This is a genomic window from Acinetobacter ihumii (genome assembly GCF_900625095.1).
Lineage (GTDB): Bacteria > Pseudomonadota > Gammaproteobacteria > Pseudomonadales > Moraxellaceae > Acinetobacter > Acinetobacter ihumii.
The window spans coordinates 1,867,795-1,891,657 of record NZ_LR130760.1 but is presented as its reverse complement, the minus strand read 5'-3'; the positions used below and the strand labels follow the sequence as shown (position 1 = coordinate 1,891,657).

The window sequence follows — 23,863 nt, the reverse complement described above, 5'->3', positions numbered from 1 at the left end:
CATGACCATAAAAAAAATACTGCTGATAACCAGTTTATGTAGTGTTTCCATGTCCAGCTTTGCACTGGATTTGGTACAAGCTTATGATCGTGCCAAAAAAAATGATCCTGCATGGCAGGCCAATATTTATCAGTTCGAAGCAGATAAACTGAATCTGGGTCTAGCTACAGGCAACTTGCTGCCTACAGTGACCATCGCAGGCAATATTACCCGTAACCATCAAAGTACCAAACAAACTGATTTGGATGGATTTGAAGGTTCAGAAGAGTTTTCAAATGCTTTAGTCAGTGATACGTCGACACAGAAACAAATCGCAATCAATGCACGTCAGCCTTTATTTCGCATCGATGCTTGGGAAGGCTATAAACAGGTTAAAACTTCGGTGCTACTGAGTGAAGTCACGTTAAAACTTCAAAAGCAACAACATGTCTTCAATGTCGCACAAGCCTATTTTGATGTTTTGCGTCAACAATCCTTAACTGCGGCTTATCTGCAAGAAGAAAAAGCGCTGCTGGAACAAACCAATATGATGAATGCCAAGCTTAAAGAAGGTTTGGTCGCACGTAGTGATGTCAGTGAAGCGGATGCCCAGTATCAAAATGCCCGAGCCAATCGCATTGGAGGGCAGGTACAACTCATGCTGGCACAAGAAAAGCTGGCGCAGTTTATTGGTCAAAATCAAAATGAAAAACTGGCAGTACTGTCGGATGATTTTCAATTTCAAAAACCATATCCAGCTTCTGTAGAAGATTGGATCAACTTAGCACAAAGCCAAAATTTGGCAATTCAGCAAGCCAGATTACAAAGGCAGTATGCAGAAGATGGTCAACGTGTGGAAAAGGCAGCACTTTATCCACAGATTGAAGCAGTTGCTGCTTATGGTTACACCAAACAAACCCCAGAAACCCTGATTTCTAATGATGGAAAATTCGATCAGATCGGGGTTGAAATGAACTGGAATATCTTTAATGGTGGGCGCACCCGAACTTCAATCAAAAAAGCAGCAGTAGAAGCTGCCAAAGCACAAGCAGAACTGGATGCTGCAAAACGTAATGCAAATATTGAAGTTAAACAAGCCTTTATGCAAGTACAAACGGATCAGGCCAAGTTGCAGGCACGTAAAGCTGCGCTCGATTCGGCTGATCTGGTGTCGCGCGCATCTCAAGCTAGTTATAGTGAAGGTCTAAAAACCATGGTGGATGTTTTGTTGGCGCAACGTAATGCATTTAATGCCAAGCAAGATTTTTTAAATGCTCAATATGACTATATCTTAAATGTACTAAAATTAAAGTCTGCGGTTGGGCAGTTAAATGAAAATGATTTAATTGAACTGAATCAATGGTTAACTTATAAATCGCAATAAAATGACTGAAATAGAAGTTTTTGTCATAAAACTTTCATGATGGATATGTTTTAATCACGACCAAGCTTTTTTTGTTCATCCTGCCGTACTGGAGGCTCCCTTGAGTCCACATAATCCTGTGTTAGGTCATCATATTTCGTCGCAATTCAATGAAGATTTGCAGGACGTCAACACCAAATTTATGACCATGGGCGGTTTAGTTGAACAGCAGGTGGCCAATGCCATACATGCCTTGCTGGATACCGATGTCAATATGGCACTGGATGTTCAGTTTAAAGATAATACTGTCAACCAATATGAACGTGATATTGATGAAGGTTTAACCCTGATTTTAGCCCGCCGTCACCCCGCAGCGATTGACTTGCGTATGGTGATTGCCATGAGCAAGGCCAATACTGACTTAGAACGTATTGGTGATGAAGCTGCAAAAATTGCTCGTATTGCGCAAAGCTTATGCGAAGAAGGGGGTTCACCACGTGGTTATATGGAAACTCGTCATATTGGTAATCAGGTACGCGTCATGATTCATGATGCACTTGATGCATTTGCGCGTCTGGATGCAGAACAGGCATTGCAAGTGCTACTTGCAGATGCGGATATTGATCGTGAATATCAATCGGCTACCCGTACCTTAATGACCTATATGATTGAAGATCCACGTCATATTTCTCGTGTGATTAACGTGATGTGGGTACTGCGTTCACTAGAACGTATTGGTGATCATGCGCGAAATATTGCCGAGCAAGTGATTTATATCGCCAAAGGCACAGATGTACGTCATACCCGTATTGAAGAAATCGAAGAAAAAGTACATCGCGGATAAGTATGTTTAAAATCAAAAAAACCTTGAATCTATTCAAGGTTTTTTTATTTGATCCATCGAAATATTGAAGGTTTAAAATCTTTGAGTTCTCATTCATATTATCTATTTGCTTATTCTGCAATGTACTGTACTAGCCTTGTATGCTCAAAGTTCTATGCGATGTTGAACAATATTCAAAGATAGCGTGTTAAAAAGATACCATCTTAAAAAAAGCATAAAAAAATCCCAGATTTCTTGGGGAGGAAATCTGGGAAGAAAGTAATGTAAGACTGCATTGGGGGGATGCTTGTTGTCTTACTATGAAATCAGTATATGCAAAAACATTGAAAGAATCATGCGTAGTCTTGTGAGCCTATGTAATGTTATATGTTTCTATGTAAGAAACGTAAAAAGGAGCAACGATGTTGATCGTGGTTAGCCTGAAATGGCTTTTTTTGAAGTATATTTATAACAACTATTTGGAATAAGAGGAAATCATGAGCAAGTCAGTTTCGCAGGAAAAAGCTAAAACAATGTTGGCTGAGTTAAGGCAAAGTATTGATAACATTGATGCAGCTTTAATTTATATGCTTTCTGAGAGATTCTCCTGTACGAAAAAGGTGGGCTATTTAAAAGCGAAAGCAAATTTCCCAGCAACTGATTTGTCTAGAGAGGAAGCGCAAATATCCAGACTGAGAGAGCTTGCTTTGGCTTCAAAGCTGGATCCTATATTTGCTGAGAAATTTTTAAGATTTATCATTAAAGAAGTCATTCAAAATCATGAACAGATAGCAAAGTCTGAAAATATTGGGAAATCATAGCCCTTCGCCTTGCGCAAGGGTTCACTTCTCATATGCTTACCTACGCGGACTTGTCCTTGTTTTGCAGAAAAACTAAAGCGATGCTTTGATTTTTCTCACTACGAGCATAGCTCTTCGTCTTGCGCAAGGGCAGAGCAACGCTCTGCTTAGCCTTGCTCAGGCTTCCAGCCCTCGGCCTTTTCTACGCTATCATCATTGTTGAAAAACTTTTCGCGTTGTTCTTCCAGAAATTTTTTTGCGTCTGGTTCAAACACATTCAGGCGTTTTTCATTAATTAATGTGGTTTGATGCTGTAACCATTCCTGCCATGCTTGTTTGGAAACCTGCTCAAACAATTCCTGACCTTTCGCTCCGGGAAACGGTGGAAAATCCAGACCTTCCATTTCTTTTTGATATTTAACACAAAATACTTGGCGGCTCATGAGTTTTCCTTAAGCGTATAGTTGTTCAAGACGTTGTTCAGCGCGAGCGATTGCAGCAGTCACCTGTTTCGGCGCAGTTCCACCAATGTGGTCACGTGCGTTGACAGACGCTTCAAGGGTGAGTGCCTTATCAAAGACATCTGCGCGAATCAAGTCAGAAAACTGTTGCAGTTGTTCAAGGCTCAGTTCTGATAAGTCTTTATCTTCCTGTACACCTAAAGCCACTGCCTTACCGACAATTTCATGTGCGTCACGGAAGGCGACACCGTTTTTCACCAGATAGTCAGCGAGATCAGTGGCGGTTGAAAAGCCACGCAATGCTGCTTCACGCATAATTTCAATATTTGGAACCAGTGCAGGAATCATATCTGCAAATGCCATAAGCGAACCACGCACGGTATCAATCGCATCAAAAAGAGGTTCTTTGTCTTCCTGATTGTCTTTGTTATAGGCCAAAGGTTGACCTTTCATTAAGGTGAGCAGACTGATCAAATCTCCAAATACACGACCAGATTTACCGCGAATTAACTCAGGCACATCAGGGTTTTTCTTCTGTGGCATAATCGATGAACCTGTGCAGAAGCGATCTGGAATGTTCACAAATTTAAATTGAGCAGATGTCCATAAGATTAATTCTTCAGACATACGTGACAAGTGCATCATGATTAAAGCCGCAGCCGCATTAAATTCAATCGCAAAATCACGGTCAGAAACGGCATCCAGTGAATTTTCTGAAACCGCTTCAAAACCTAGAAGTTCGGCAGTATAGGCACGATCGATTGGATAGGTGGTGCCAGCAAGCGCCGCAGAGCCAAGTGGCATGCGATTAACTCGTTTACGGCAATCTTGCAAGCGTTCGGTATCCCGAATTAACATTTCAAACCATGCCAATAAATGATGACCAAAGGTCACAGGTTGAGCAGTTTGTAAATGGGTAAAACCGGGCATAATGGTCTGAGTGTTTTTTGCAGCCAAGCCAAGCAAGCCGTGTTGTAAACGTTTTAAAATGGATAAAATATCGTCAATTTCATCACGGAGATACAAACGGATATCGGTCGCCACCTGATCATTGCGGCTACGACCCGTATGCAGTTTCTTACCTGTAATGCCAATGCGTTGAGTCAGACGTGACTCAATATTCATATGCACATCTTCTAAGTCGATACGCCACTCAAACTGACCCGCTTCAATTTCAGATTTAATTGCAGTTAAGCCCTGAATAATGTCATCACGTTCAGCTTCGGTGAGGACACCGACTTTCGCCAACATGGTGGCATGTGCAATTGAACCTGCAATATCTTGCTTATAAAAACGTTGGTCAAATTGTACAGATGCGGTAAATTCAGCAACAAAAGCATCTGTCGCTTCACTAAAGCGACCGCCCCACATACCAGAGGTCTGGTTCTGGGCAGATGAATGAGGGGAATTCGAAGATGTGGTCATGTCGGCTCGATAAAAAAAAGCGAAAAATAAAAAGCAGTATAACAAATTCCTCAAGGCTTGCCGATGCCCAGAATCCAGCGGAGTTAACGCGACAAATTTCAGCAGCGGGGAACTCCTATTTTTTTAGCAAAATCGGTCAATGGCAACATTTATTAGAGTTGATCGTGGCCAGTAATGTATTGGCGATGGTTCTGGCATTGGCAGAAGCGGGTTCATGGCAGGCATTGGAAGGCGTACGTCTGATTCAATACATCGTGTTTATTAATTGGGTGGTATTGTCATTTTCAGCGATTTTGGATCGTTATCAGGCAGTATTCACTCGTTTAAATCAAATCACTGCGCTGTTTGTTGGCTTTTTTATTTTGCAAATCATTGTGGTGTTAACCACCTGTGTTGCCAACATGCTGCAACATTGGGGCAGCCAATTTAATTTTCAGCAGATGAATGGGCACAGATTATTTGCTGGAGTCGGCATGCATTTAAGTTATGGAGTTTTGCTCGGTGCATTTTGCTTACGGTATATGTATGTGCGTGATCAGTGGTTAAACCAGCAATATAGTGAGTTGAATGCCCGAATTCAAGCCATGCAGGCACGCATCCATCCACACTTTTTATTTAATAGTTTAAATAGTGTGGTGAGTTTGATCAGTATCGATCCAGATAAAGCAGAAAATATGCTGATCAGTTTATCCAAACTGTTTCGTGCCAGTTTTCAGCAACTCAAGCTGGTCAGCTTGCAGGATGAAATTGAACTTTGTCAGCAATATTTATTTATTGAAAAAATTCGATTAGGCGACCGATTACATGTGGAATGGAAAATTCCTTACACGGTTCAAGAACTTAAACAGGTACAAATTCCTGCATTGAGCTTGCAGCCCTTATTGGAAAATAGTATTTTTCATGGAGTTGAAAAAATTGGCGGAGAGGGTCAAATTGGCATATTGGTTGAAATATTGCAAAATCAAGTCAGTATAGTCATTACCAATCCCTACAGTCTCGATACAATAAACATAAGAGAAGGACACGGTATAGCTATAGATAACGTGAAACAGCGTCTTCGGGCGTATTATGGAAATACACTCAAGTTTCAGACCTATAGTGCGCGTGGGTTGTATACCACCGTGGTAAGTTACCAATACCAAAGACAAAATAATAAGTCAGGGTTAACCGATTAAAATCAATCAATTAAGTTAACACGACAAGGAGGAAAGATGAGGATTCTAATCTGTGATGATGAGCCTCTTGCTGTTGAACGATTGTCACGGTTAGTTACGCAATTGGGGCATCAAGTCATTGCAACTGCCAATAATGGGGAAGATGCAATTGAGTTGGTGGAGCAATACGAACCAGATGTGGTGTTGCTCGACATTCAAATGCCCAAAATGGACGGGTTACTGTGTGCAGAACAATTGGGGCAATTTGACCCCATGCCTGCGATTGTATTTTGTACCGCTTATGATGAACATGCTTTAGAGGCTTTTAAATCGCAAGCTAAAGGCTATTTGCTGAAACCCATTTCGCAACAAGATTTACAACAGGTTTTAGATCAATTAACCAAACTGACTCAAGCGCAATTGAGTACGATAAAACAAAAAGAAGATATGGACGACTTAAAAATACAGCGGCATCAAATTACCGCCAAAACCTATCGTGGTGTAGAGTTGATTCCTGTAGAAAATATTTATTATTTTCTGGCAGATCAAAAATATGTCACGGTGCGCCACAAAAATGGCAGTGTGTTGATTGATGAAACCCTGAAGGAATTAGAACAGGAGTTTTCGGACCATTTCATTCGTATTCATCGAAATGCGCTGGTTTCAATTGACTATTTAGAAGGTCTGGAACTGGTGACTTCTGGGCAATATCAGGTGCGTTGCCGTGATGTGAGTGAACGTCTGTCGGTGAGTCGCCGTCATTTGCCGCAGTTGCGTGAAAGAATGCAAAAACTCTAAACATCATCAGTAATGTGCTGGTTTTAACAGGCTCGACTTAGATTTTACTTGCAATTTTAGTGAATCGGGTTAAGTTTAGAGCTTGTTTTTTTGATTGACCCAAGATTTATGCAAACCTTGAAAATCGCCACGCGACAAAGCCCGCTTGCATTGTGGCAGGCAGAACATATTCGTGCTCGTTTACAAGTGCTTTATCCTGATCTGCACGTTGAATTGGTCAAATTTGTCACGCAGGGCGATAAAATCTTGGATACCCCATTAGCAAAAATTGGTGGTAAAGGTCTATTTGTAAAAGAACTTGAAGCTGCTTTGCTGGATGGTCGTGCTGATTTGGCCGTACATTCAATGAAAGATGTGCCGATGCATTTACCTGAAGGCTTATGTTTGCCTGTGATCTGTGAACGTGAAGATCCTTTTGATGCATTCGTATCTAACCACGTTGCACATTTTGATGATTTACCACAAGCTGCCCGAGTCGGAACATCCAGTTTGCGCCGTAAATGCCAAATTTTAAAACAACGTCCAGATTTAAACATTATCGACTTGCGGGGTAATGTTGGGACACGACTGTCAAAACTGGATGATGGTCAATATGATGCGATTATTCTGGCCAGTGCAGGTTTAAAGCGTTTGGGTCTGAGTGATCGAATTCGTCATGGCTTGCCTGCACATCTAAGCTTGCCTGCGGTGGGTCAAGGGGCGTTAGGACTGGAGTGTCGGGCAGACGATCAAACTGTTTTGAATTTGATTCAGCCTTTATTGCATGAGCCAACTTGGCACTGTGTTCGAGCTGAACGAGCTTTCAATGCATATTTAGAAGGGGGTTGCCAAGTTCCGATTGCAGGTTATGCCACTTTGAATGGTGATCAGATTGCAATCGAAGGTCGTGTAGGAAGTGTTGACGGACAAACCTTGCTTAGTGCACAGCAATCCGGTCATCTTGAGCAAGCAGAACAGCTTGGCATTCAGCTTGCCCAACAGCTATTAGCTCAGGGGGCGGGTGAACTACTCAGTGCTTTGCACTAAAACAGCATGTTGTTTATTAATACTCGCCCTAAAGATCGTGCTGAAAAACTGAATCAGCACTTACGCGCAGCAGGCTATCAGGTGGTAGATTACCCCTTACTTGAACTGGTCGCGCAGCCTTATTCGGATGCATTAGCCACACTTTATGGGCGACTTGGGCAAACCCAGATGATTGTTGTGGTGAGTCCAACGGCAGCAGAAATTGGTTTACGCTATTTGCTAAAATCTGGCTGGAACATTGCACAACTCACACAAATAAAGTGGATTGCGGTTGGACGAGGTACGGCTGATTATCTGGCACAGTATTCTATTCGGGCTGATGTTCCTGAAATTGAGACGTCTGAAGGCATGTTGCAACTGGATTTGTTTAAAGATCACAAAAACTTAAAGCAAATTGCATTTTGGCGAGGTGAAGGTGGACGCCAATTGATGATGCAGCAGTTGTTGGCGCAAGGTGTTGATGTTTTAAATTTTGTGTTATACAGCAGACATTGTCCTGATGAGTCGATACGTCAGGTGTTTGCCTTACAGCAACAACTTCGCCAGACCATCTCTCCTATTACGGTACTGATCAGTAGTGAGACAAGCTGGCGAAATTGGCAGAGTTTAATGCGTGGTGTGCCATCTGTGTGTCATGATTGCTGTTATATGGTGTTGGGTAAGCGTTTATTCGATATTGTCAACCGCGATCAAGCCGAGCAACAGCATGTCGGTCACGTGTGTTGTGTCGATGATTTGAAACCCGATAGCATATTGGCACAGCTGAAAGTAAATGAAGGATGATTATGAGGAAATTTGTTGGATTTATCATGATATTGGCAGTGCTATGGTTAGCAAAGCTAAGTTATGACGCATACCAGTTTTCTCAGCGTTTCGATACTCTGCAACACAGCGTGACTCAAATTGAGCAAAAAAATGCGAACTTGAATGATCAACTGGTGGCAGTGCAACGGCAACTTGCAGATACATCTTCCACCTCGACGACACTTCATGGTCATGCAGAAACGCCGGTTCAGTCATCCAGCAATTTAAATCCGATGATTGTCATTAAACAACGTTTGGAATTGATCCAGTTCGCTTTGCAGCAGCACCAATATATTTATGCGATTGATAAGCTCACTCAATTGAATCAGGCTTTGGCGTCTTATGCTTTAGCACCAGCACTGGAACGTAGTTTGCATGAAAGCGTTAATCAGGATCAGCAGGCGATTCAACAGTTTGTGGTTTCAAAGAACCAGCAACAGCAAATTTTTGATGATTTAATTCAATTGATTGATCGAGATTTACAGACGGCTCAACGTAATACGACGGTACAGTTGAAACGACAGCCGCAGCAACATTTCTGGGAAGGCTGGTTACAATTGCAACGTGTCGATCATGCTCCCGCAGAGTTAATTAATCGACGTATTATTTTAAAAGAAGTGCAATTGCGTTTATTGTTGGCGCGTCAGGCTTTAAATGATGGGCATCTTACTGAATATCAACATGTGCTCAGTATGGCGATCCAGCAATTGGCTCAGCTTCCTGATACACAAAGTCAAAACTTATTAAAACGACTGGAAAAGCTCAAGCAGCTTCCAAGCCTACCTGTTCCTAAACTTATCACACTCGAGTTATTGGGATAAGGAGATCATATGCGCGTATTACTCCTGACCTATGCGATTGTGGCGCTGTGTTGCTTGGCATTGCTGAGTGTGTTCAGCTATGGATATGGGGCTGGTTATGTCTATATTTACTGGCGTGACTGGGAATTACAAACGAATCTTTGGGTGCTATTACTGCTGATCGGTCTGGTCACTTTATTGGCACAACTGTTGTGGATGAGCGTAAGGCGTTATTTAAACCGAGAGCAACGCAAACGAGAAACAGTTTTTAACTTTACCCATTTGCATCCTTATGAACAATTGGCTGTAATTTGGTTATTGGAAGCAGCTAAAGATCAGCAAAGTTTTGTCACTCAGTTATTTGCACCGTCAGGTTTGCTCAAGGGAATCGTAGATGCAAAGCTGCTTTATCAACATGAAGAATATGGACAAGCGCATCAGGCATTAAATCATACCTCTCCAATGGCATTTGAGCTGGCTGAATTGCAACGAATTGAGCTGTTTTTGGCACAAGGTGAAACCGAGCAGGCATTGACTCATTTGGAGTTTCTGCAACATCATCAATTGTCGCCGTGGCTTAAACAAATTGAACAGGCATATCAACAACGCATGACTGCATTGTGGGGACAATTGGCTTTACAACAGCCATGGATCTATTTGCGTTCTATGCAATATGGCCATTTGGATGCGCAAAGCCGTGATTTGTGGTTGCAGCAGTTATTGGCGCAATTCGATCAGTCTTCTCTTGATGATCAGCATGCAATTCAAAAGCGCTATTATGACTTGGAGCAGGAAATCAAAAGTCGTCCCTACAGCAGCAAACTACTGTGGCTTAAACTTTTAGCGCGCTTGCCTGATATGAGTCTGCAACATGAAATGCTCGCATTACATTTGCTGAATGAGCAGTTTGATCGTGACGTGTTTTATTTATGGTTTCAACAACAGTTACTTAAACAAAATCCAGATTATGCAGATGTTGAAACGAAAATTGAGCAGTTTGAACAGCGTTATCTCAGTATGCCAATTCTAAGTTTTGCAAAATGGCATGTGTACATGGCAACAGGTCGGCAACCTGAGGCTGATCAGTTATTAAGTCTTTATCCAGATGATGTATTGATGAGTTATTTACGCATCAAATCTCAATTAGATGATGGATTAGCCCAACAACTGAATCTGGTGTTTGAAAATGATGCCAACTTCCTCCAATTTAAAATATGAGCTTTCACATGAATGAACTTTCACAATATCCTGTCGTGCATGAGCAAGTGGTGGCATGGGGCGATATGGATGCCTTTGGTCATGTGAATAATGTTTTATATTATCGCTATATCGAAAGTGCGCGAATTCGATATTTAGATGAGTTAAATATCTTTGCGGAAAAAATATATACCGTGGTTGCATCAAGTCAGTGCAAATATTTAAGTCCTGTATTTTATCCTGATACCTTAAAAATTGGGGTGCGTGTAGATGAGATTAGAAATAGCGCATTTAGAATGAGTTATTTGTTATGGAGTTGTACGCAGGAAAAAGTGGTTGCCACTGCTGAGGCAGTCATGGTGGTTGTTGATGCAGAGCAATTAAAGAAAAAGACCATTCCAGCACATATTAAGCAAAAAATAATAGAGCTAGAACAGCGGGCTGGACATTCAATCGGTATTTAATCTTATTTTAAGCTTAAAATGGTGCGAAGATTTAAAACTTATAGAGTATTAAAATCGAAATGCTTGAATAACTAAATAAAAGCATATATTGATGGAGTACTTGAATAGATCTTTTATCTGTTTTTAATCGTATGTTGCCCAATATCAAATGTTTAAAGCTTCTCTGTATGCGTTAGCATTTGATTGAACTAGGCTGGTTTGACATTGTTTGGACAAGACTGGGTGTGGTAGCTATTTGACGGCTTACATCCCAAAAGGGTGCGCTATAATATGGTGCATCAATAAATAAAAATGCTTTTATTTTTATATTACGGATAAATCTGTTTTTTATCTATTTTTAACAAATTATTTGATAAATCACACACTATTTTTAGACAGACTCATTTGTCCATTTTTTTATCTGCTTATCTTAAAGTGTTCGTTTTGAGTATCTAAATGCAGTAATTAAATTTATTACATTCAGCATTAATGGGAAAGTTTTGGCATATGCTGGTCGGTATTTTTTTAAATTCATCTAGTATCATAATTGATTTTGTATTTTGTTGTTTTAAAATGAGAGGGGATGCTTGATTATTTGAATCGATTTAAAATAATATTGCTTTAAATTTAATTCAAAGAATTAATTTGTTTTTTGTCTATATGTATTTATATATTGGAGCGGGTTCGGAATGAAACCAGATATTAGTGATCTCTCAGTTGATGAGTTAAAACGTCTACAAGAAGAAGCAGAAGCTTTAATTGCGTCTAAAAATGATCAAGCGATTGATGATGCTTATAATCAAATTTTAGCAGTGGCTGAATCAGTAGGTTTTACTGTTGAACAATTACTTGAATATGGTGAGCAAAAGCGTAAGAAAACAACCCGTAAAGCGGTTGAACCACGTTATCGCAATAAAAATAATAGCGAAGAAACATGGACAGGTCGTGGTAAACAACCTCGCTGGTTAGTGGCTGAATTAGAAAAAGGTGCAAAACTTGAAGATTTCTTAATCTAATTTTCATCTTTTTGTCACGCATTCACGTTATTGTGAAAAAAACCAAGCAAGAATGCTTGGTTTTTTTATGGTGTTGAATTGGCGATGTTGAAAAAGTATGCATAATGTCTAAAAGAGAAAAATCTCTACAGGGAAAGACCGTGTGTATAGTGGTAATGGCTGAATGAAAAAAAAATCGAAGCATTTAACGTGGTGGATATTTGCAGTCATTGCATTTTTAGTCTTTGTGGTTTTACAAATTCCTGCAAATTGGTTGATTTCCAAATTTTCGAAAAATAATCAAACTTTAAGTAATGTCAGTGGCAATATTTGGCAGGGACAGGCTGACTGGCGTAAAGGCGATTTACACGGATCAATTCACTGGAATAGCCGCCCGCTAGATTTGTTTTTACTTCGTGTTGGAGCAGATGTCGAAATTCACAGTGCCAATACTCAATTGAATGGTGTGTTGGGCTATGGATTTGGGAAAAAACTGATTATTCGTCAATTTAATGGTCAGATTGCGCCTGAAACTTTAAAGACACTGGTAAACTGGCAATGGCCTGCAAATAGTATTCAGCTCAAGGATGTTGAATTAAATTATCAAAAAGAAAAGGGATTTGCTCAGGCTGAAGGGCAGTTACATTGGGGTGGTGGCGAATTGATTTATACTTTTGCGCAGCGTCAGGAACGTATGAATATGCCATCATTACAGGGAAAATTACAGGATAGTGATGGACGCTTAAATATCACGATTGATGATCAACGTAGCCAGAAAATGGCCAATTTGGCATTGGATCAAAACTTGATGCTTGATGTTCAATTGACTCAGCGATTATTGTTAAATGTACCATCGTATGAAGGTAAGGCTGGATTGGATACCTATGTGATCAGTACTCGTCAACCTTTATTTTCAGGTGGGTTTTAATGAAAATAATGTTAGACCGAATGCGGCAGATTCAGTGGCAAAAACTGGATAAGTTATCTGCTATGGTACTGGTGGTTTTAATTCTATGGCTATGCTGGAAATTGGCATCTTTGTTTTGGTGGGTGGTTGCACCACCGCAGGCAATGCAATTTGAGCGGGTTGAGTTGGGTTCAAAACAAGCGCAGATTCCAAACATCAGTAGTTTTGCTTTATTTAATGAGCCAAGTGTGACTGCGGCAAATGACAATTTAAGTCTTGAACTGCAAGGGGTCGTGATTGGCTATCCGAATCGGTTTTCATCGGCGGTCATTAAAGTCAATGACAAAGCTGAACGTTATCGGGTCGGTGAAACCATCGAGAGTAGTTCCTACCAGCTTTCAGAAGTGTATTGGGATCATGTGGTGTTGCGTCAAAGCAGTGGAGCAGCACGTGAAGTGCGCTTCAAGGGACTCGACAATGGACTTTATCAACCGATGGTTCCAGATGCTCAGGGTGCAGCGCATTCAAGTACAGTTCCTCCCGCTGCGGCAGCGAGTTCCAATACTGCTATTGGTCAGGCGATTCAGCAAATGCAACAAAATCGTGATCAGTATTTACAGAATATGGGCGTTGGCTCAGGCGGGGGGAATGGTTATGCAGTCACAGAGCGGACACCTTCGGCATTAAGAAATACGCTAGGCTTAAGACCCGGAGATCGCATTCTTTCCGTGAATGGTCAAGCGGTGGGTCAGGGACAAAATGACATCCAACTGCTAGAACAGGTCAAACGTGAAGGTCAGGTTAAAATAGAAATAAAACGTGGTGATCAGGTGATGACCATACAACAAAGTTTTTAATTGATGATTATTCATCATCAACGTTAGGAAAAAGAGCAGGTTATGGCTTTATTGAATCATCGTCCACTTTGGGCTTTATTGGCGGCTGCTCCAGTGATGGCAGCAATCAGTACAAGCACCTATGCGCAAACATGGAAGATTAATTTGCGCGATGCCGATTTAACTGCGTTTATTAATGAAGTGGCTGATATTACTGGAAAAAACTTTGCGGTTGATCCGCGTGTGCGTGGTAATGTCACCGTTATTTCCAATAAACCACTCAATAAAAATGAAGTATATGACCTGTTTTTAGGGGTGTTAAATGTGAACGGTGTTGTGGCCGTTCCATCGGGGAATACCGTCAAATTGGTGCCGGACAGTAATGTTAAAAACTCAGGCGTACCCTATGATTTACGTAATAATGCCCGTGGAGATCAGGTCGTTACGCGTGTTATCTGGGTCGAAAATACCAATCCTAATGATTTAATCCCGGCTTTACGTCCGCTTATGCCGCAATTTGCAAGTTTGGCTGCGGTTCCGGGCACCAATGCATTGATTGTGTCAGATCGCGCTGCCAATATTGCGCAACTTGAAACGATTATTCGTAATCTGGATGGCACAGGGCAAAATGATGTCGAGGCTGTAGTGCTCCAAAATAGTCAGGCTGAAGAAATCATTGCACTACTGGAATCAATGAGTTCAACTGGTGCATCCAAAGATTTGAGTGGTTCGCGAGTACGTATTGTGGCAGATAATCGAACCAATCGTATTTTAATTAAAGGCGATGCAGGCACACGCAAACGTATTCGAAACATGATTGAAACACTGGATGTCCCTTCCGCGGATCGTTTAGGTGGACTCAAAGTTTTCCGTTTAAAATATGCCAGTGCAAAAAATTTGGCAGAAATTTTACAAGGCTTGGTCACAGGTCAAAGCGTTGCTGGTTCAAATAGCGACAATCGAAATAGCGGAAGCAGTTCGGGCTCAAGTAGTAATAATGGGATTAGTAATTTAATTAACAATCAAAATAATAACAGCAGTTCTGGTAGCAGTTCGATTGCAACGCCTTCCATTAATTTAAATGGAAGTTCAAATTCAAATCAAAACTCGATTACTAGTTTTAGTAACAATGGAGTCAGTATTATTGCGGATAGTTCGCAAAATGCGTTGGTGGTTAAAGCCGATCCACAACTTATGCGAGAAATTGAATCTTCTATTCAGCAACTGGATGTACGTCGTCAACAGGTGCTTATTGAAGCTGCAATTATTGAAGTGTCTGGTGATGATGCTGATCAGTTGGGCATTCAATGGGCGTTGGGTGATTTAAGTAGTGGTGTAGGGCTGATTAGCTTTGGCAATGTCGGTGCAAGTCTGGCCTCAATTGCCGCAGGTTACGCGAGTGGTGGAACCGCAGGTGCTGCGGCTGCCATAGCGGGTGGTGCCAATAAAGGCAATGGTGCAACTCTTGGTGTCGGTAATTTTGATTCACGCCGAGCTTATGGGGCACTGATTCAGGCACTGAAAACCAATACCAAATCGAACCTATTGTCGACTCCCTCTATTGTAACCATGGACAATGAGGAAGCTTACATTGTGGTCGGTCAAAATGTGCCTTTTGTCACGGGTTCGGTAACCACCAATAGCACAGGTATTAATCCTTACACCACAGTTGAACGTAAAGATGTGGGGGTCACGCTTAAAGTGATTCCACATATTGGTGACAATGGCACAGTTCGTTTAGAAGTCGAACAGGAAGTCTCTGCGGTTCAGGACAATAAAGGTCAGGCACAGGATTTAGTCACCAGTAAGCGAGCAATAAAAACTGCTGTTTTGGCAGAGCACGGACAAACAGTGGTATTAGGTGGTCTGATTTCTGACAACACATTATTATCCCGTCAAGGGATTCCGGGATTAAGTAGTGTGCCTTATTTGGGGCGTTTATTCCGTGCCGATGCCCGCAGCAATGAAAAACGTAATCTTTTGGTATTTATTCATCCGACTATTGTGGGGGATGCAGATGATGTGCGTCGTATTTCACAGCAACGTTACAACCAGCTTTACAGTTTGCAATTGTCGATGGATAAAAATGGTAACTTTGCCAAGTTGCCTGAAAATGTTGAAAATATCTATCAACCGAATGCTCTAGTCAGTCCTGCACAAGTTCAACCTTCAAATTATCAGGTTGTGCCGTCTTCGGGTCAAAATCAGGTGGTTACAACCCCGATTGCAGTTGAACCTGCTGTACAGCAACAGTCAATTGCATTGCCAGCAAAAGACGTTGAGCGTACTCGAAATACCGTGACCACCACCACGCTACGACCTGCCTCTTAACAGGATCGGCACGAAATCGTATTTTGAGCATGTTATGATGATGTGAAATCACAATTAGAGAACTTGGTTATGACTTGGAAGTTACAGGCAATTACAGGTGAATTTACGGGGCAAGAGATCATTGTAGATCATGACTTACTGGTCGGACGTGGTCAGGATGCAGACCTTGTACTACAGGCCGCAGAAGTTTCCCGTAAACATGCAGCACTTGTTTTAAAAGATGATCAGCTTTGGGTACAAGACCTTAATTCTTCAAATGGGACATTTGTCAATGACTTACGTATTGAGCAGGATGTTCAATTACAAGAAGGCGATATTGTTCAGTTTGCGGGACTGAAATTCTCAGTCTTGGCGCCTGCACAGCAAAATCAAGATTTACCAGAACAAAACCAAAATCTTCCAGAAATTGAAGTCGAACCTGTGACGGAAACAACAGAACAACAAGTACTCAAAACGCCAGCACAGGAAATGAATGATGCTGGAATGCCGAGTTTAACTGAGCGAGCTACTGAAACATCGGTGAGTCGTGAAGGGATGCCACAATCTGTTGGTGTGCCAAAGCCAGCACCGATTCCAGAAGGTGTCGATGTGAAAGTGCAAGCTGAACCAGAGCCAACGCCTATTGAGCCACCTGTTACACGGGTTGAGCAAGAAAAAGAACAACAGAAAAATGCATCTGTAGGACTCATGACAGTAATTACCATCGTCATTTTAGCCATATTGGCTTGGGTGTTTTTTAAATAATACATTGGCTTTAAGGTGAAAGGCATGCACGGGCATGCCTTTCCTTTATTAAGTTTTAAAATTGAAACAGGATAACCTGCATGTCACTCTTAAATCTGGAACAACGGCAACTCATCTTATTTGATCTGGATGGAACACTGGTGGATACGGCTTCAGATATGTATCGTTCCATGAATTTGACCTTGAGTCATCTGGGGTGGCCTAAGGTGACGGAAACACAGGTTCGTCAATGGGTGGGACAGGGCACAGGAAAGCTATGTGATTCAGTTTTACAGTTTTTATTTGGTCAGATCGAACCTGAGAAGCATCAACAACTTTTGCAAAAATATTTAGAAGTGTATGAACAGGAATTATGTGTTCACAGCCGCATATTCGATGGTGTGGAGACTTTTCTGAAAACATGCAAAGATGGTCAGATTGAGATGGCATGTGTCACGAACAAACCAGAGCATCTGGCCAAAGAGTTATTGCAAAAGCTTGGAATAGAGCATTACTTTGGTTTGGTGGTCGGTGGAGACAGCTTGCCATTACGTAAACCAGATCCTTTGCCGTTATTGCATAGTATGCAGGTGTTTCATTGCGCACCGCCACACACATTAATGATCGGCGATTCAAAAAATGATATCGAAGCGGCGAGTCGTGCAGGTATCGATTGTATTGTAGTCAGCTATGGCTATAATCATGGAGAGAATATTTACGATAGTGATCCACAACAAGTGGTCGATCGACTGGATCAACTATTGGTTTAAATGAAAAGATTTCTTTCATCACTGTTTTGACCCTCTTTATTTTTTCCTAAAGAAGAAATAAAAGGGCGGATGAACGAAATATCAAAGTCTTTTATGAACATGTGAATAAGGAGTGTGGAATGAGTTTGGTTCAGGGTTTTCGATGGCGATAATCGCGTCTTTTATCAACATTATCGTGCTTTACTAAAAACCATTGAGAGAAATTCATGACGACACTTGCACAGTTTGAACAATTAAAAACCGCGGGTTATAACACCATTCCTGTGTATCGCCAGCGTTTGGCGGACACTGAAACTCCACTTTCTGTCTTTGCACGACTTAAAGATCATACACAGGCTTATTTGTTTGAGTCGGTTGAGGGGGGCGAGAATTGGGCGCGTTATTCAATTATTGGTTTGGGTGAATCCACTGTTTTTTCCTGTAATGCAGGTCAACTCACCATTAAGAATGCACAAGGTCAAATCGAAACTCAGCAGTGTGCTGACCCATTTCAGTACATTCGTGATTATCAGAGTCAATTTAAAGTTCCTCCGCATGCTTTAATTCCAGAGTTACCACAATTTACCGGCGGCTTGGTTGGATATTTTGGTTACGATGCAGTACGTTATATTGAACCTCGTTTAAACAATGTGCCTGAAGCAGATCCAGTGGGTTTGCCTGATATCTGGATGATGTTGTCTAAAACCGTCATCATTTTTGATAATTTAAAAGATACGCTTTTCTTGATTGTGCATGCGAATACGCAAGATGAAGAAGCCTATCAGTCTGCACAAAACCAATTAGATACCCTAGAGCGATTATTGGCGACACCTGTAAGTCTGCAAGCCAAGGCGCACACTGCACCTCATTTTGAATCCTTAACAGGGAAAGACAAGTTTCTGCAATCTGTAGAAAAGGTCAAAGAATATATTCGGGCAGGTGACGTGATGCAGGTGGTGCCAGGACATCGCATGGTCTCAGATTTTGATGGCGATGCTTTACAGGTTTATCGTGCCTTACGTCATTTAAATCCATCGCCTTACTTATTTTTGGTTCAAGGCAGAACATTGACTGATGATCAACCTTTTCATATTGTCGGGTCTTCACCTGAAATTTTATCCCGACTGGAAGATGGAATTGCCACGGTACGCCCATTGGCAGGTACGCGCCCTCGTGGCAAGACCAAAGAAGAAGATCTGGCTTTAGAGCAAGAGCTATTGGCTGATGAAAAAGAAATTGCTGAACATTTAATGCTGATTGATCTGGGGCGTAATGATGTAGGGCGTGTCTCTAAAATTGGCAAAGTGCAAGTGACGGATCGGATGGTAATCGAACGTTATTCACACGTGATGCATATTGTCTCGAATGTACAGGGTGAAGTCCGTGATGATATCGATGCCTTAGATGTCTTTAAAGCGACTTTTCCTGCTGGAACCTTATCTGGTGCACCCAAAATTCGGGCAATGGAAATTATTGACGAAGTTGAGCCGGTTAAACGCGGTATTTTCGGGGGCGCAGTGGGTTATTTGGGTTGGCATGGCGAAATGGATATGTCGATTGCGATTCGTACCTGTGTCATTCGACATCAAAAGGTCTATGTACAGGCAGGAGCAGGGTTGGTTGCAGACTCAAATCCTGAGTCAGAATGGAATGAAACCCAAATAAAAGCTCGCGCAGTGATCAAAGCGGTTGAATTATCGTCAAACGGATTGATTTTATGAGTTTTTAGCGGTTTTTTTAAAAAAACCGCTTGCATCGTTTCTGAGTTTTGCTAAACTGCACACCGTTCCGATACGAAACGTACGAAACACTAAGAAACGCCGGCATAGCTCAGTTGGTAGAGCAACTGACTTGTAATCAGTAGGTCCACAGTTCGAATCCGTGTGCCGGCACCATCTTAAGTGGCTTTGTTGTTGAAGTAAAGAACTTGCACTGAAAGTTAAGTGTGATATTGGTGAGATTCCCGAGCGGTCAAAGGGAACAGACTGTAACTCTGTCGCGTAAGCTTCGAAGGTTCGAATCCTTCTCTCACCACCATTAACTTCGATTGAAGTGGTAAATGTACCAACGCTGTGCGGGAGTAACTCAGTTGGTAGAGTGGCAGCCTTCCAAGCTGCATGTCGCGAGTTCGATCCTCGTCTCCCGCTCCATCGAAGAATGATCGCTCTTATAGCTCAGTGGTAGAGCACTCCCTTGGTAAGGGAGAGGTCTCGAGTTCAAATCTCGATAAGAGCTCCAGATACAGTTTGGTGAATGAAAATTCACAAAAATTTCAAAAGCAGGCTTATTAGTCTGCTTTTAAAGTATTGGGCGTCTGTTTTTTTAGACTAATGTCGATCTGCTGTGTAGCTTCGGTGCCTTTTGTAGCCTCTTGTAGCTTGCTTTCGACGTAAATGAGGATGATCATCATGGCTAAAGCCAAGTTTGAACGTAATAAACCACACGTAAACGTGGGCACAATTGGTCACGTTGACCATGGTAAAACAACTCTTACTGCTGCTATCGCAACAATCTGTGCGAAAACTTACGGCGGTGAAGCGAAAGATTACTCACAAATCGACTCAGCTCCTGAAGAAAAAGCACGTGGTATTACCATTAATACATCACACGTAGAATACGATTCTCCAATCCGTCACTATGCGCACGTAGACTGCCCGGGTCACGCCGATTATGTTAAAAACATGATTACTGGTGCTGCTCAGATGGACGGTGCGATCCTTGTATGTGCTGCGACTGATGGTCCAATGCCACAAACTCGTGAACACATCCTTCTTTCACGTCAGGTTGGTGTACCTTACATCATCGTATTCTTAAACAAATGCGATCTAGTAGACGACGAAGAGCTTCTTGAGCTAGTAGAAATGGAAGTTCGTGAACTTCTATCTACTTATGACTTCCCAGGCGACGACACTCCAGTGATCCGTGGTTCTGCGCTTAAAGCGTTGGAAGGCGATGCTGGTGAATACGGCGAGAAATCAGTTCTTGACCTAGTTGCTGCACTTGACTCTTATATCCCAGAGCCAGAGCGTGCAATTGACAAAGCATTCTTGATGCCAATCGAAGACGTATTCTCAATTTCTGGTCGTGGTACAGTCGTAACTGGCCGTGTAGAATCAGGTATCGTGAAAGTAGGCGAAACTGTTGAAATCGTGGGTATCCGTGACACAGTTGCGACGACTGTAACTGGCGTTGAAATGTTCCGTAAATTGCTTGACGAAGGTCGTGCAGGCGAGAACTGTGGTATTTTGCTACGTGGTACTAAGCGTGAAGACGTACAACGTGGTCAAGTATTGACTAAACCAGGTGCGATCAAGCCACACACTAAATTTGACGCAGAAGTATACGTACTTTCTAAAGAAGAAGGTGGTCGTCATACTCCATTCCTAAATGGTTACCGTCCACAATTCTATTTCCGTACAACTGACGTAACTGGTGCAATCCAGTTGAAAGAAGGCGTAGAAATGGTAATGCCAGGTGACAATGTAGAAATGTCAGTAGAATTGATCCACCCAATCGCAATGGACCCAGGTCTACGTTTTGCGATCCGTGAAGGTGGTCGTACTGTAGGTGCGGGTGTTGTTGCGAAAGTAACTGCATAATCACTTTACGGTTGCAATTTTTGAGCCGAGAGTCTAGACTCTCGGCTTGTGTGTCTTAGGTCAGTAGTTCAATTGGTAGAGCGTCGGTCTCCAAAACCGAATGTTGGGGGTTCGAGTCCCTCCTGGCCTGCCACGTTATGACAAGCTTGATGCTGACTTAAGTGTCATATAATAAGTCGCGAGTTCAACGACGAGTAAAAAAATGTCGAATGATAAATCGCGTGACGCATTAAGCGACGCGCCAATCCCTCAAAGAAATAATTCTGCCGAAGTGGTCAGTTCTGGTTCTCCACTTGATATTGTTCTGTGGATTATTGCACTGGTGCTTTTGGTAGGTGCTGCCATGGTGAATCAATATTTACCGGCATATTGGCCTCCTGCAAATAATGTTTGGGTGCGTGTTGGTGTAATTATCGCTTGTATCGTGGTTGCTTTAGGTTTATTATACGCCACCCATCAAGGTAAAGGCTTTGTTCGTTTACTTAAAGATGCGCGTCTTGAGCTGCGTCGAGTAACTTGGCCAACAAAACAAGAAACCGTGACCACATCTTGGCAGGTTTTGTTAGTGGTGATTATTACTGCAATTGTATTGTGGTGTTTTGACTATGGACTGGGTTGGTTAATTAAGTTAATTATCGGATAAGAGAGCTATGAAACGTTGGTACATTATTCATGCCTATTCGGGTTATGAAAAACAGGTGATGCGTTCACTTAAAGAGCGAATCCAGCGTAGCGCTGTTGCCGATAGCTTTGGTGAAGTCCTTGTTCCTACCGAAGAAGTGGTAGAAATGAAGGATGGTAAGAAACGTAAATCAGAACGTAAATTCTTTCCAGGCTATGTATTGGTCGAAATGGAAATGAATGATGAAACTTGGCACATTGTTAAAGAGTGTCCAAAAGTTCTGGGCTTCATTGGTGGAACAGCAGAAAAACCTGCGCCAATTTCCCAAAAAGAAGCAGATGCGATTCTAGCGCGTGTACGTAATACAGGTGAAGCGCCTCGTCCGAAGACGATGTTTGAACCTGGTGAAGAATTGTTAGTGACTGATGGTCCGTTCACAGACTTTAAAGGAGTTGTGGAGGAAGTTCAGTACGAGAAGTCACGTTTAACGTTGACGATTAATGTATTTAACCGTCCAACTCAGGTTGAACTCGAGTTTCGTCAAGTCGAAAAAGCGAATTAATCTGAATTGGTTGGAAAGCGCCCGATCTAGTCGGGCATTTGTTATTACAGCATCCTAGATGTTGTGTTAAATGTTGGGGAGCCTAGCGGCGTTTGTACCCAGAGGTAATTTATAATGGCTAAGAAGATTGACGGCTATATCAAGCTGCAAGTTCCAGCTGGTAAAGCAAATCCATCTCCACCAATTGGTCCTGCTTTGGGTCAACGTGGTGTAAACATCATGGCATTCTGTAAAGAATTCAATGCTGCTACACAAAAACTTGAAGTAGGTTTGCCTATTCCTGTCGTGATCACTGTGTACAACGATAAGTCGTTCACATTCATCATGAAAACTCCACCTGCATCTATTCTTCTTAAGAAAGCTGCTGGTATTCAAAAGGGTTCTTCTGTACCAAACAAAACTAAAGTTGGTAAGTTGACTCGTGCTCAATTAGAAGAAATCGCGACTACGAAAGAACCAGACTTAACTGGTGCTGATTTAGACGCACGTGTTCGTACCATTGCTGGTTCTGCACGTTCTATGGGCTTGGAAGTGGAGCTATAAGACATGGCAAAGTTAACTAAACGTCAAAAAGCCATTGCTGCTGCGGTTGATACCAACAAAGTTTACACGTTGGAAGAAGCAGTGCAAGTTCTTAACGACCTACCTGCTGCTAAATTCAAAGAATCTTTGGATGTTTCAGTAAACCTTGGTGTAGATCCACGTAAATCTGATCAGGTTGTTCGTGGTGCGACGACGCTTCCAGCAGGTACAGGTAAAACTGTACGTGTTGCAGTGTTTGCACAAGGTGCTGCTGCTGAAGCTGCTAAAGCTGAAGGCGCGGACATCGTAGGTTTTGATGATCTTGCTGAAAGCATTCAACAAGGTAACCTTGACTTTGATGTGGTGATTGCAGCTCCAGACGCAATGCGCGTTGTAGGTAAGTTGGGTACCATTCTTGGTCCACGTGGCTTAATGCCAAACCCGAAAGTGGGTACGGTTACTCCAGATGTTGCTGGCGCAGTTAAAAATGCCAAAGCAGGTCAGGCACGTTACCGTGTAGACAAAGCAGGTATTATCCATGCTGCGATTGGTCAAGTCGGCTTTACTGCTGAAGCGATCCGTCAAAACGTTGAAACTTTAGTGGCTGACTTGAAAAAGTTAAAACCAGCAACGTCTAAAGGTGTTTATATCAAAAAGATCACACTAAGCTCTACAATGGGTCCTGGTTTGACTGTTGATGTAAACAACGTTTCTAACTAATTTTAGTTAAAAAGATTTTTAAAGGTCTGAAAAATTTCTTCTCTGTAAAGGGAGCGAGTTTTTTAGACAGACTTTGAATTGGTGAATGTTAATTTGCCAGCGTCAAAGACCTCAGGCGATTGAAGTTTTACTTCTTTCTTAATCTCACAGCCTGAGTAGACGCGGTGGTGTGATTTGTTCCTCCTCCGCGTGTAAACCGAAAGGTTTACGAATTGGGAGTGCAT

General features: G+C 42.0%; 25 protein-coding genes and 5 tRNA genes. 27 read left to right on the top strand and 3 right to left on the bottom strand.

Features of this window, described 5'->3' with window-relative positions:
* The first annotated feature begins 1 nt into the window (after nt 1).
* The 3 genes from E0D95_RS08960 to E0D95_RS08950 all read left to right on the top strand — a co-directional run bounded on the left by E0D95_RS08960 (nt 2) and on the right by E0D95_RS08950 (nt 2,986).
* Entirely contained in the window at nt 2–1,363 is a 1,362-nt protein-coding gene (locus tag E0D95_RS08960; RefSeq protein ID WP_130803534.1) for a multidrug efflux outer membrane protein AbuO, read from the top strand.
* Between the two features lie 100 nt (nt 1,364–1,463).
* Complete coding sequence (phoU, locus tag E0D95_RS08955) at nt 1,464–2,186, top strand: phosphate signaling complex protein PhoU (RefSeq protein ID WP_130803533.1); 723 nt, start codon at nt 1,464–1,466, stop codon at nt 2,184–2,186.
* Nucleotides 2,187–2,662: 476 nt separating this feature from the next.
* Nucleotides 2,663–2,986 (top strand): chorismate mutase, encoded by a 324-nt coding sequence (locus E0D95_RS08950; RefSeq protein WP_130803532.1) that lies wholly within the window; start codon nt 2,663–2,665, stop codon nt 2,984–2,986.
* A 146-nt stretch (nt 2,987–3,132) separates the two neighbouring features.
* On the opposite strand, the gene E0D95_RS08945 is transcribed toward E0D95_RS08950, so the two are convergent.
* On the bottom strand, nt 3,133–3,408 hold the full coding sequence (locus E0D95_RS08945; protein WP_130803531.1) for an oxidative damage protection protein: 276 nt from the start codon (nt 3,406–3,408) through the stop codon (nt 3,133–3,135).
* A gap of 9 nt (nt 3,409–3,417) precedes the next feature.
* Entirely contained in the window at nt 3,418–4,851 is a 1,434-nt protein-coding gene (argH, locus tag E0D95_RS08940; RefSeq protein WP_130803530.1) for an argininosuccinate lyase, read from the bottom strand.
* Between argH and E0D95_RS08935 the strand changes: the two genes are divergently transcribed.
* From E0D95_RS08935 to E0D95_RS08850, 18 genes are all read left to right on the top strand, one after another.
* On the top strand, nt 4,842–6,026 hold the full coding sequence (locus tag E0D95_RS08935; RefSeq protein WP_130803529.1) for a sensor histidine kinase: 1,185 nt from the start codon (nt 4,842–4,844) through the stop codon (nt 6,024–6,026). The genes argH and E0D95_RS08935 overlap by 10 nt on opposite strands.
* Before the next feature lie 36 nt (nt 6,027–6,062).
* Complete coding sequence (locus E0D95_RS08930; protein ID WP_130803528.1) at nt 6,063–6,803, top strand: LytR/AlgR family response regulator transcription factor; 741 nt, start codon at nt 6,063–6,065, stop codon at nt 6,801–6,803.
* 108 nt (nt 6,804–6,911) lie between these two features.
* The gene (gene hemC, locus E0D95_RS08925) at nt 6,912–7,829 is read left to right on the top strand and encodes a hydroxymethylbilane synthase (protein WP_130803527.1); all 918 of its coding nucleotides are present in this window, start codon (nt 6,912–6,914) and stop codon (nt 7,827–7,829) included.
* 6 nt (nt 7,830–7,835) lie between these two features.
* The gene (locus E0D95_RS08920) at nt 7,836–8,612 is read left to right on the top strand and encodes a uroporphyrinogen-III synthase (protein WP_130803526.1); all 777 of its coding nucleotides are present in this window, start codon (nt 7,836–7,838) and stop codon (nt 8,610–8,612) included.
* A gap of 26 nt (nt 8,613–8,638) precedes the next feature.
* Nucleotides 8,639–9,454: a hypothetical protein gene (locus E0D95_RS08915; RefSeq protein ID WP_228258842.1), complete on the top strand. Its 816-nt coding sequence runs from the start codon at nt 8,639–8,641 to the stop codon at nt 9,452–9,454.
* 9 nt (nt 9,455–9,463) lie between these two features.
* Nucleotides 9,464–10,651, top strand: a complete 1,188-nt coding sequence (locus tag E0D95_RS08910; RefSeq protein WP_130803524.1) for a heme biosynthesis protein HemY — start codon at nt 9,464–9,466, stop codon at nt 10,649–10,651.
* An 8-nt stretch (nt 10,652–10,659) separates the two neighbouring features.
* Nucleotides 10,660–11,094, top strand: coding sequence for an acyl-CoA thioesterase (locus tag E0D95_RS08905; protein WP_130803523.1), 435 nt, complete (start codon nt 10,660–10,662; stop codon nt 11,092–11,094).
* A gap of 668 nt (nt 11,095–11,762) precedes the next feature.
* Nucleotides 11,763–12,089 (top strand): H-NS histone family protein, encoded by a 327-nt coding sequence (locus E0D95_RS08900; RefSeq protein ID WP_130803522.1) that lies wholly within the window; start codon nt 11,763–11,765, stop codon nt 12,087–12,089.
* Nucleotides 12,090–12,252: 163 nt separating this feature from the next.
* Nucleotides 12,253–12,996, top strand: coding sequence for a type II secretion system protein N (gspN, locus tag E0D95_RS08895; RefSeq protein ID WP_130803521.1), 744 nt, complete (start codon nt 12,253–12,255; stop codon nt 12,994–12,996).
* Nucleotides 12,996–13,832, top strand: a complete 837-nt coding sequence (locus E0D95_RS08890; RefSeq protein ID WP_130803520.1) for a type II secretion system protein N — start codon at nt 12,996–12,998, stop codon at nt 13,830–13,832. Before gspN ends, E0D95_RS08890 begins: the two co-directional genes overlap by 1 nt.
* 42 nt (nt 13,833–13,874) lie before the next feature.
* Nucleotides 13,875–16,142: a type II secretion system secretin GspD gene (gene gspD, locus E0D95_RS08885; protein ID WP_130803519.1), complete on the top strand. Its 2,268-nt coding sequence runs from the start codon at nt 13,875–13,877 to the stop codon at nt 16,140–16,142.
* A gap of 69 nt (nt 16,143–16,211) precedes the next feature.
* On the top strand, nt 16,212–16,886 hold the full coding sequence (locus E0D95_RS08880) for an FHA domain-containing protein (RefSeq protein ID WP_130803518.1): 675 nt from the start codon (nt 16,212–16,214) through the stop codon (nt 16,884–16,886).
* Nucleotides 16,887–16,966: 80 nt separating this feature from the next.
* A complete protein-coding gene (locus tag E0D95_RS08875; protein WP_130803517.1) occupies nt 16,967–17,635 on the top strand; it encodes a phosphoglycolate phosphatase in 669 nt (222 codons plus the stop codon).
* 206 nt (nt 17,636–17,841) lie between these two features.
* The gene (trpE, locus tag E0D95_RS08870) at nt 17,842–19,335 is read left to right on the top strand and encodes an anthranilate synthase component I (protein WP_130803516.1); all 1,494 of its coding nucleotides are present in this window, start codon (nt 17,842–17,844) and stop codon (nt 19,333–19,335) included.
* Between the two features lie 98 nt (nt 19,336–19,433).
* Nucleotides 19,434–19,509, top strand: a tRNA-Thr gene (locus E0D95_RS08865).
* Nucleotides 19,510–19,567: 58 nt separating this feature from the next.
* A tRNA-Tyr gene (locus E0D95_RS08860) sits at nt 19,568–19,651 on the top strand.
* A gap of 37 nt (nt 19,652–19,688) precedes the next feature.
* Nucleotides 19,689–19,764: transfer RNA gene (locus E0D95_RS08855), tRNA-Gly, on the top strand.
* Nucleotides 19,765–19,777: 13 nt separating this feature from the next.
* A tRNA-Thr gene (locus E0D95_RS08850) sits at nt 19,778–19,852 on the top strand.
* Nucleotides 19,853–19,901: 49 nt separating this feature from the next.
* Here the strand turns inward: E0D95_RS08850 and E0D95_RS15915 are convergent.
* Nucleotides 19,902–20,024, bottom strand: coding sequence for a hypothetical protein (locus tag E0D95_RS15915; protein ID WP_284690729.1), 123 nt, complete (start codon nt 20,022–20,024; stop codon nt 19,902–19,904).
* Between E0D95_RS15915 and tuf the strand changes: the two genes are divergently transcribed.
* From tuf to rplA, 6 genes are all read left to right on the top strand, one after another.
* Nucleotides 20,023–21,213 (top strand): elongation factor Tu, encoded by a 1,191-nt coding sequence (gene tuf / locus E0D95_RS08845; RefSeq protein WP_130803515.1) that lies wholly within the window; start codon nt 20,023–20,025, stop codon nt 21,211–21,213. The two genes, E0D95_RS15915 and tuf, sit on opposite strands and share 2 nt — an antisense overlap.
* Nucleotides 21,214–21,270: 57 nt before the next feature.
* Nucleotides 21,271–21,346: transfer RNA gene (locus E0D95_RS08840), tRNA-Trp, on the top strand.
* Between the two features lie 69 nt (nt 21,347–21,415).
* On the top strand, nt 21,416–21,856 hold the full coding sequence (secE, locus tag E0D95_RS08835) for a preprotein translocase subunit SecE (RefSeq protein WP_130803514.1): 441 nt from the start codon (nt 21,416–21,418) through the stop codon (nt 21,854–21,856).
* Between the two features lie 7 nt (nt 21,857–21,863).
* Nucleotides 21,864–22,397, top strand: coding sequence for a transcription termination/antitermination protein NusG (nusG, locus tag E0D95_RS08830; RefSeq protein WP_130803513.1), 534 nt, complete (start codon nt 21,864–21,866; stop codon nt 22,395–22,397).
* A gap of 114 nt (nt 22,398–22,511) precedes the next feature.
* Nucleotides 22,512–22,940: a 50S ribosomal protein L11 gene (rplK, locus tag E0D95_RS08825; protein WP_004637639.1), complete on the top strand. Its 429-nt coding sequence runs from the start codon at nt 22,512–22,514 to the stop codon at nt 22,938–22,940.
* A 3-nt stretch (nt 22,941–22,943) separates the two neighbouring features.
* The gene (rplA, locus tag E0D95_RS08820) at nt 22,944–23,639 is read left to right on the top strand and encodes a 50S ribosomal protein L1 (RefSeq protein WP_130803512.1); all 696 of its coding nucleotides are present in this window, start codon (nt 22,944–22,946) and stop codon (nt 23,637–23,639) included.
* The last annotated feature ends 224 nt before the right edge of the window (nt 23,640–23,863 follow it).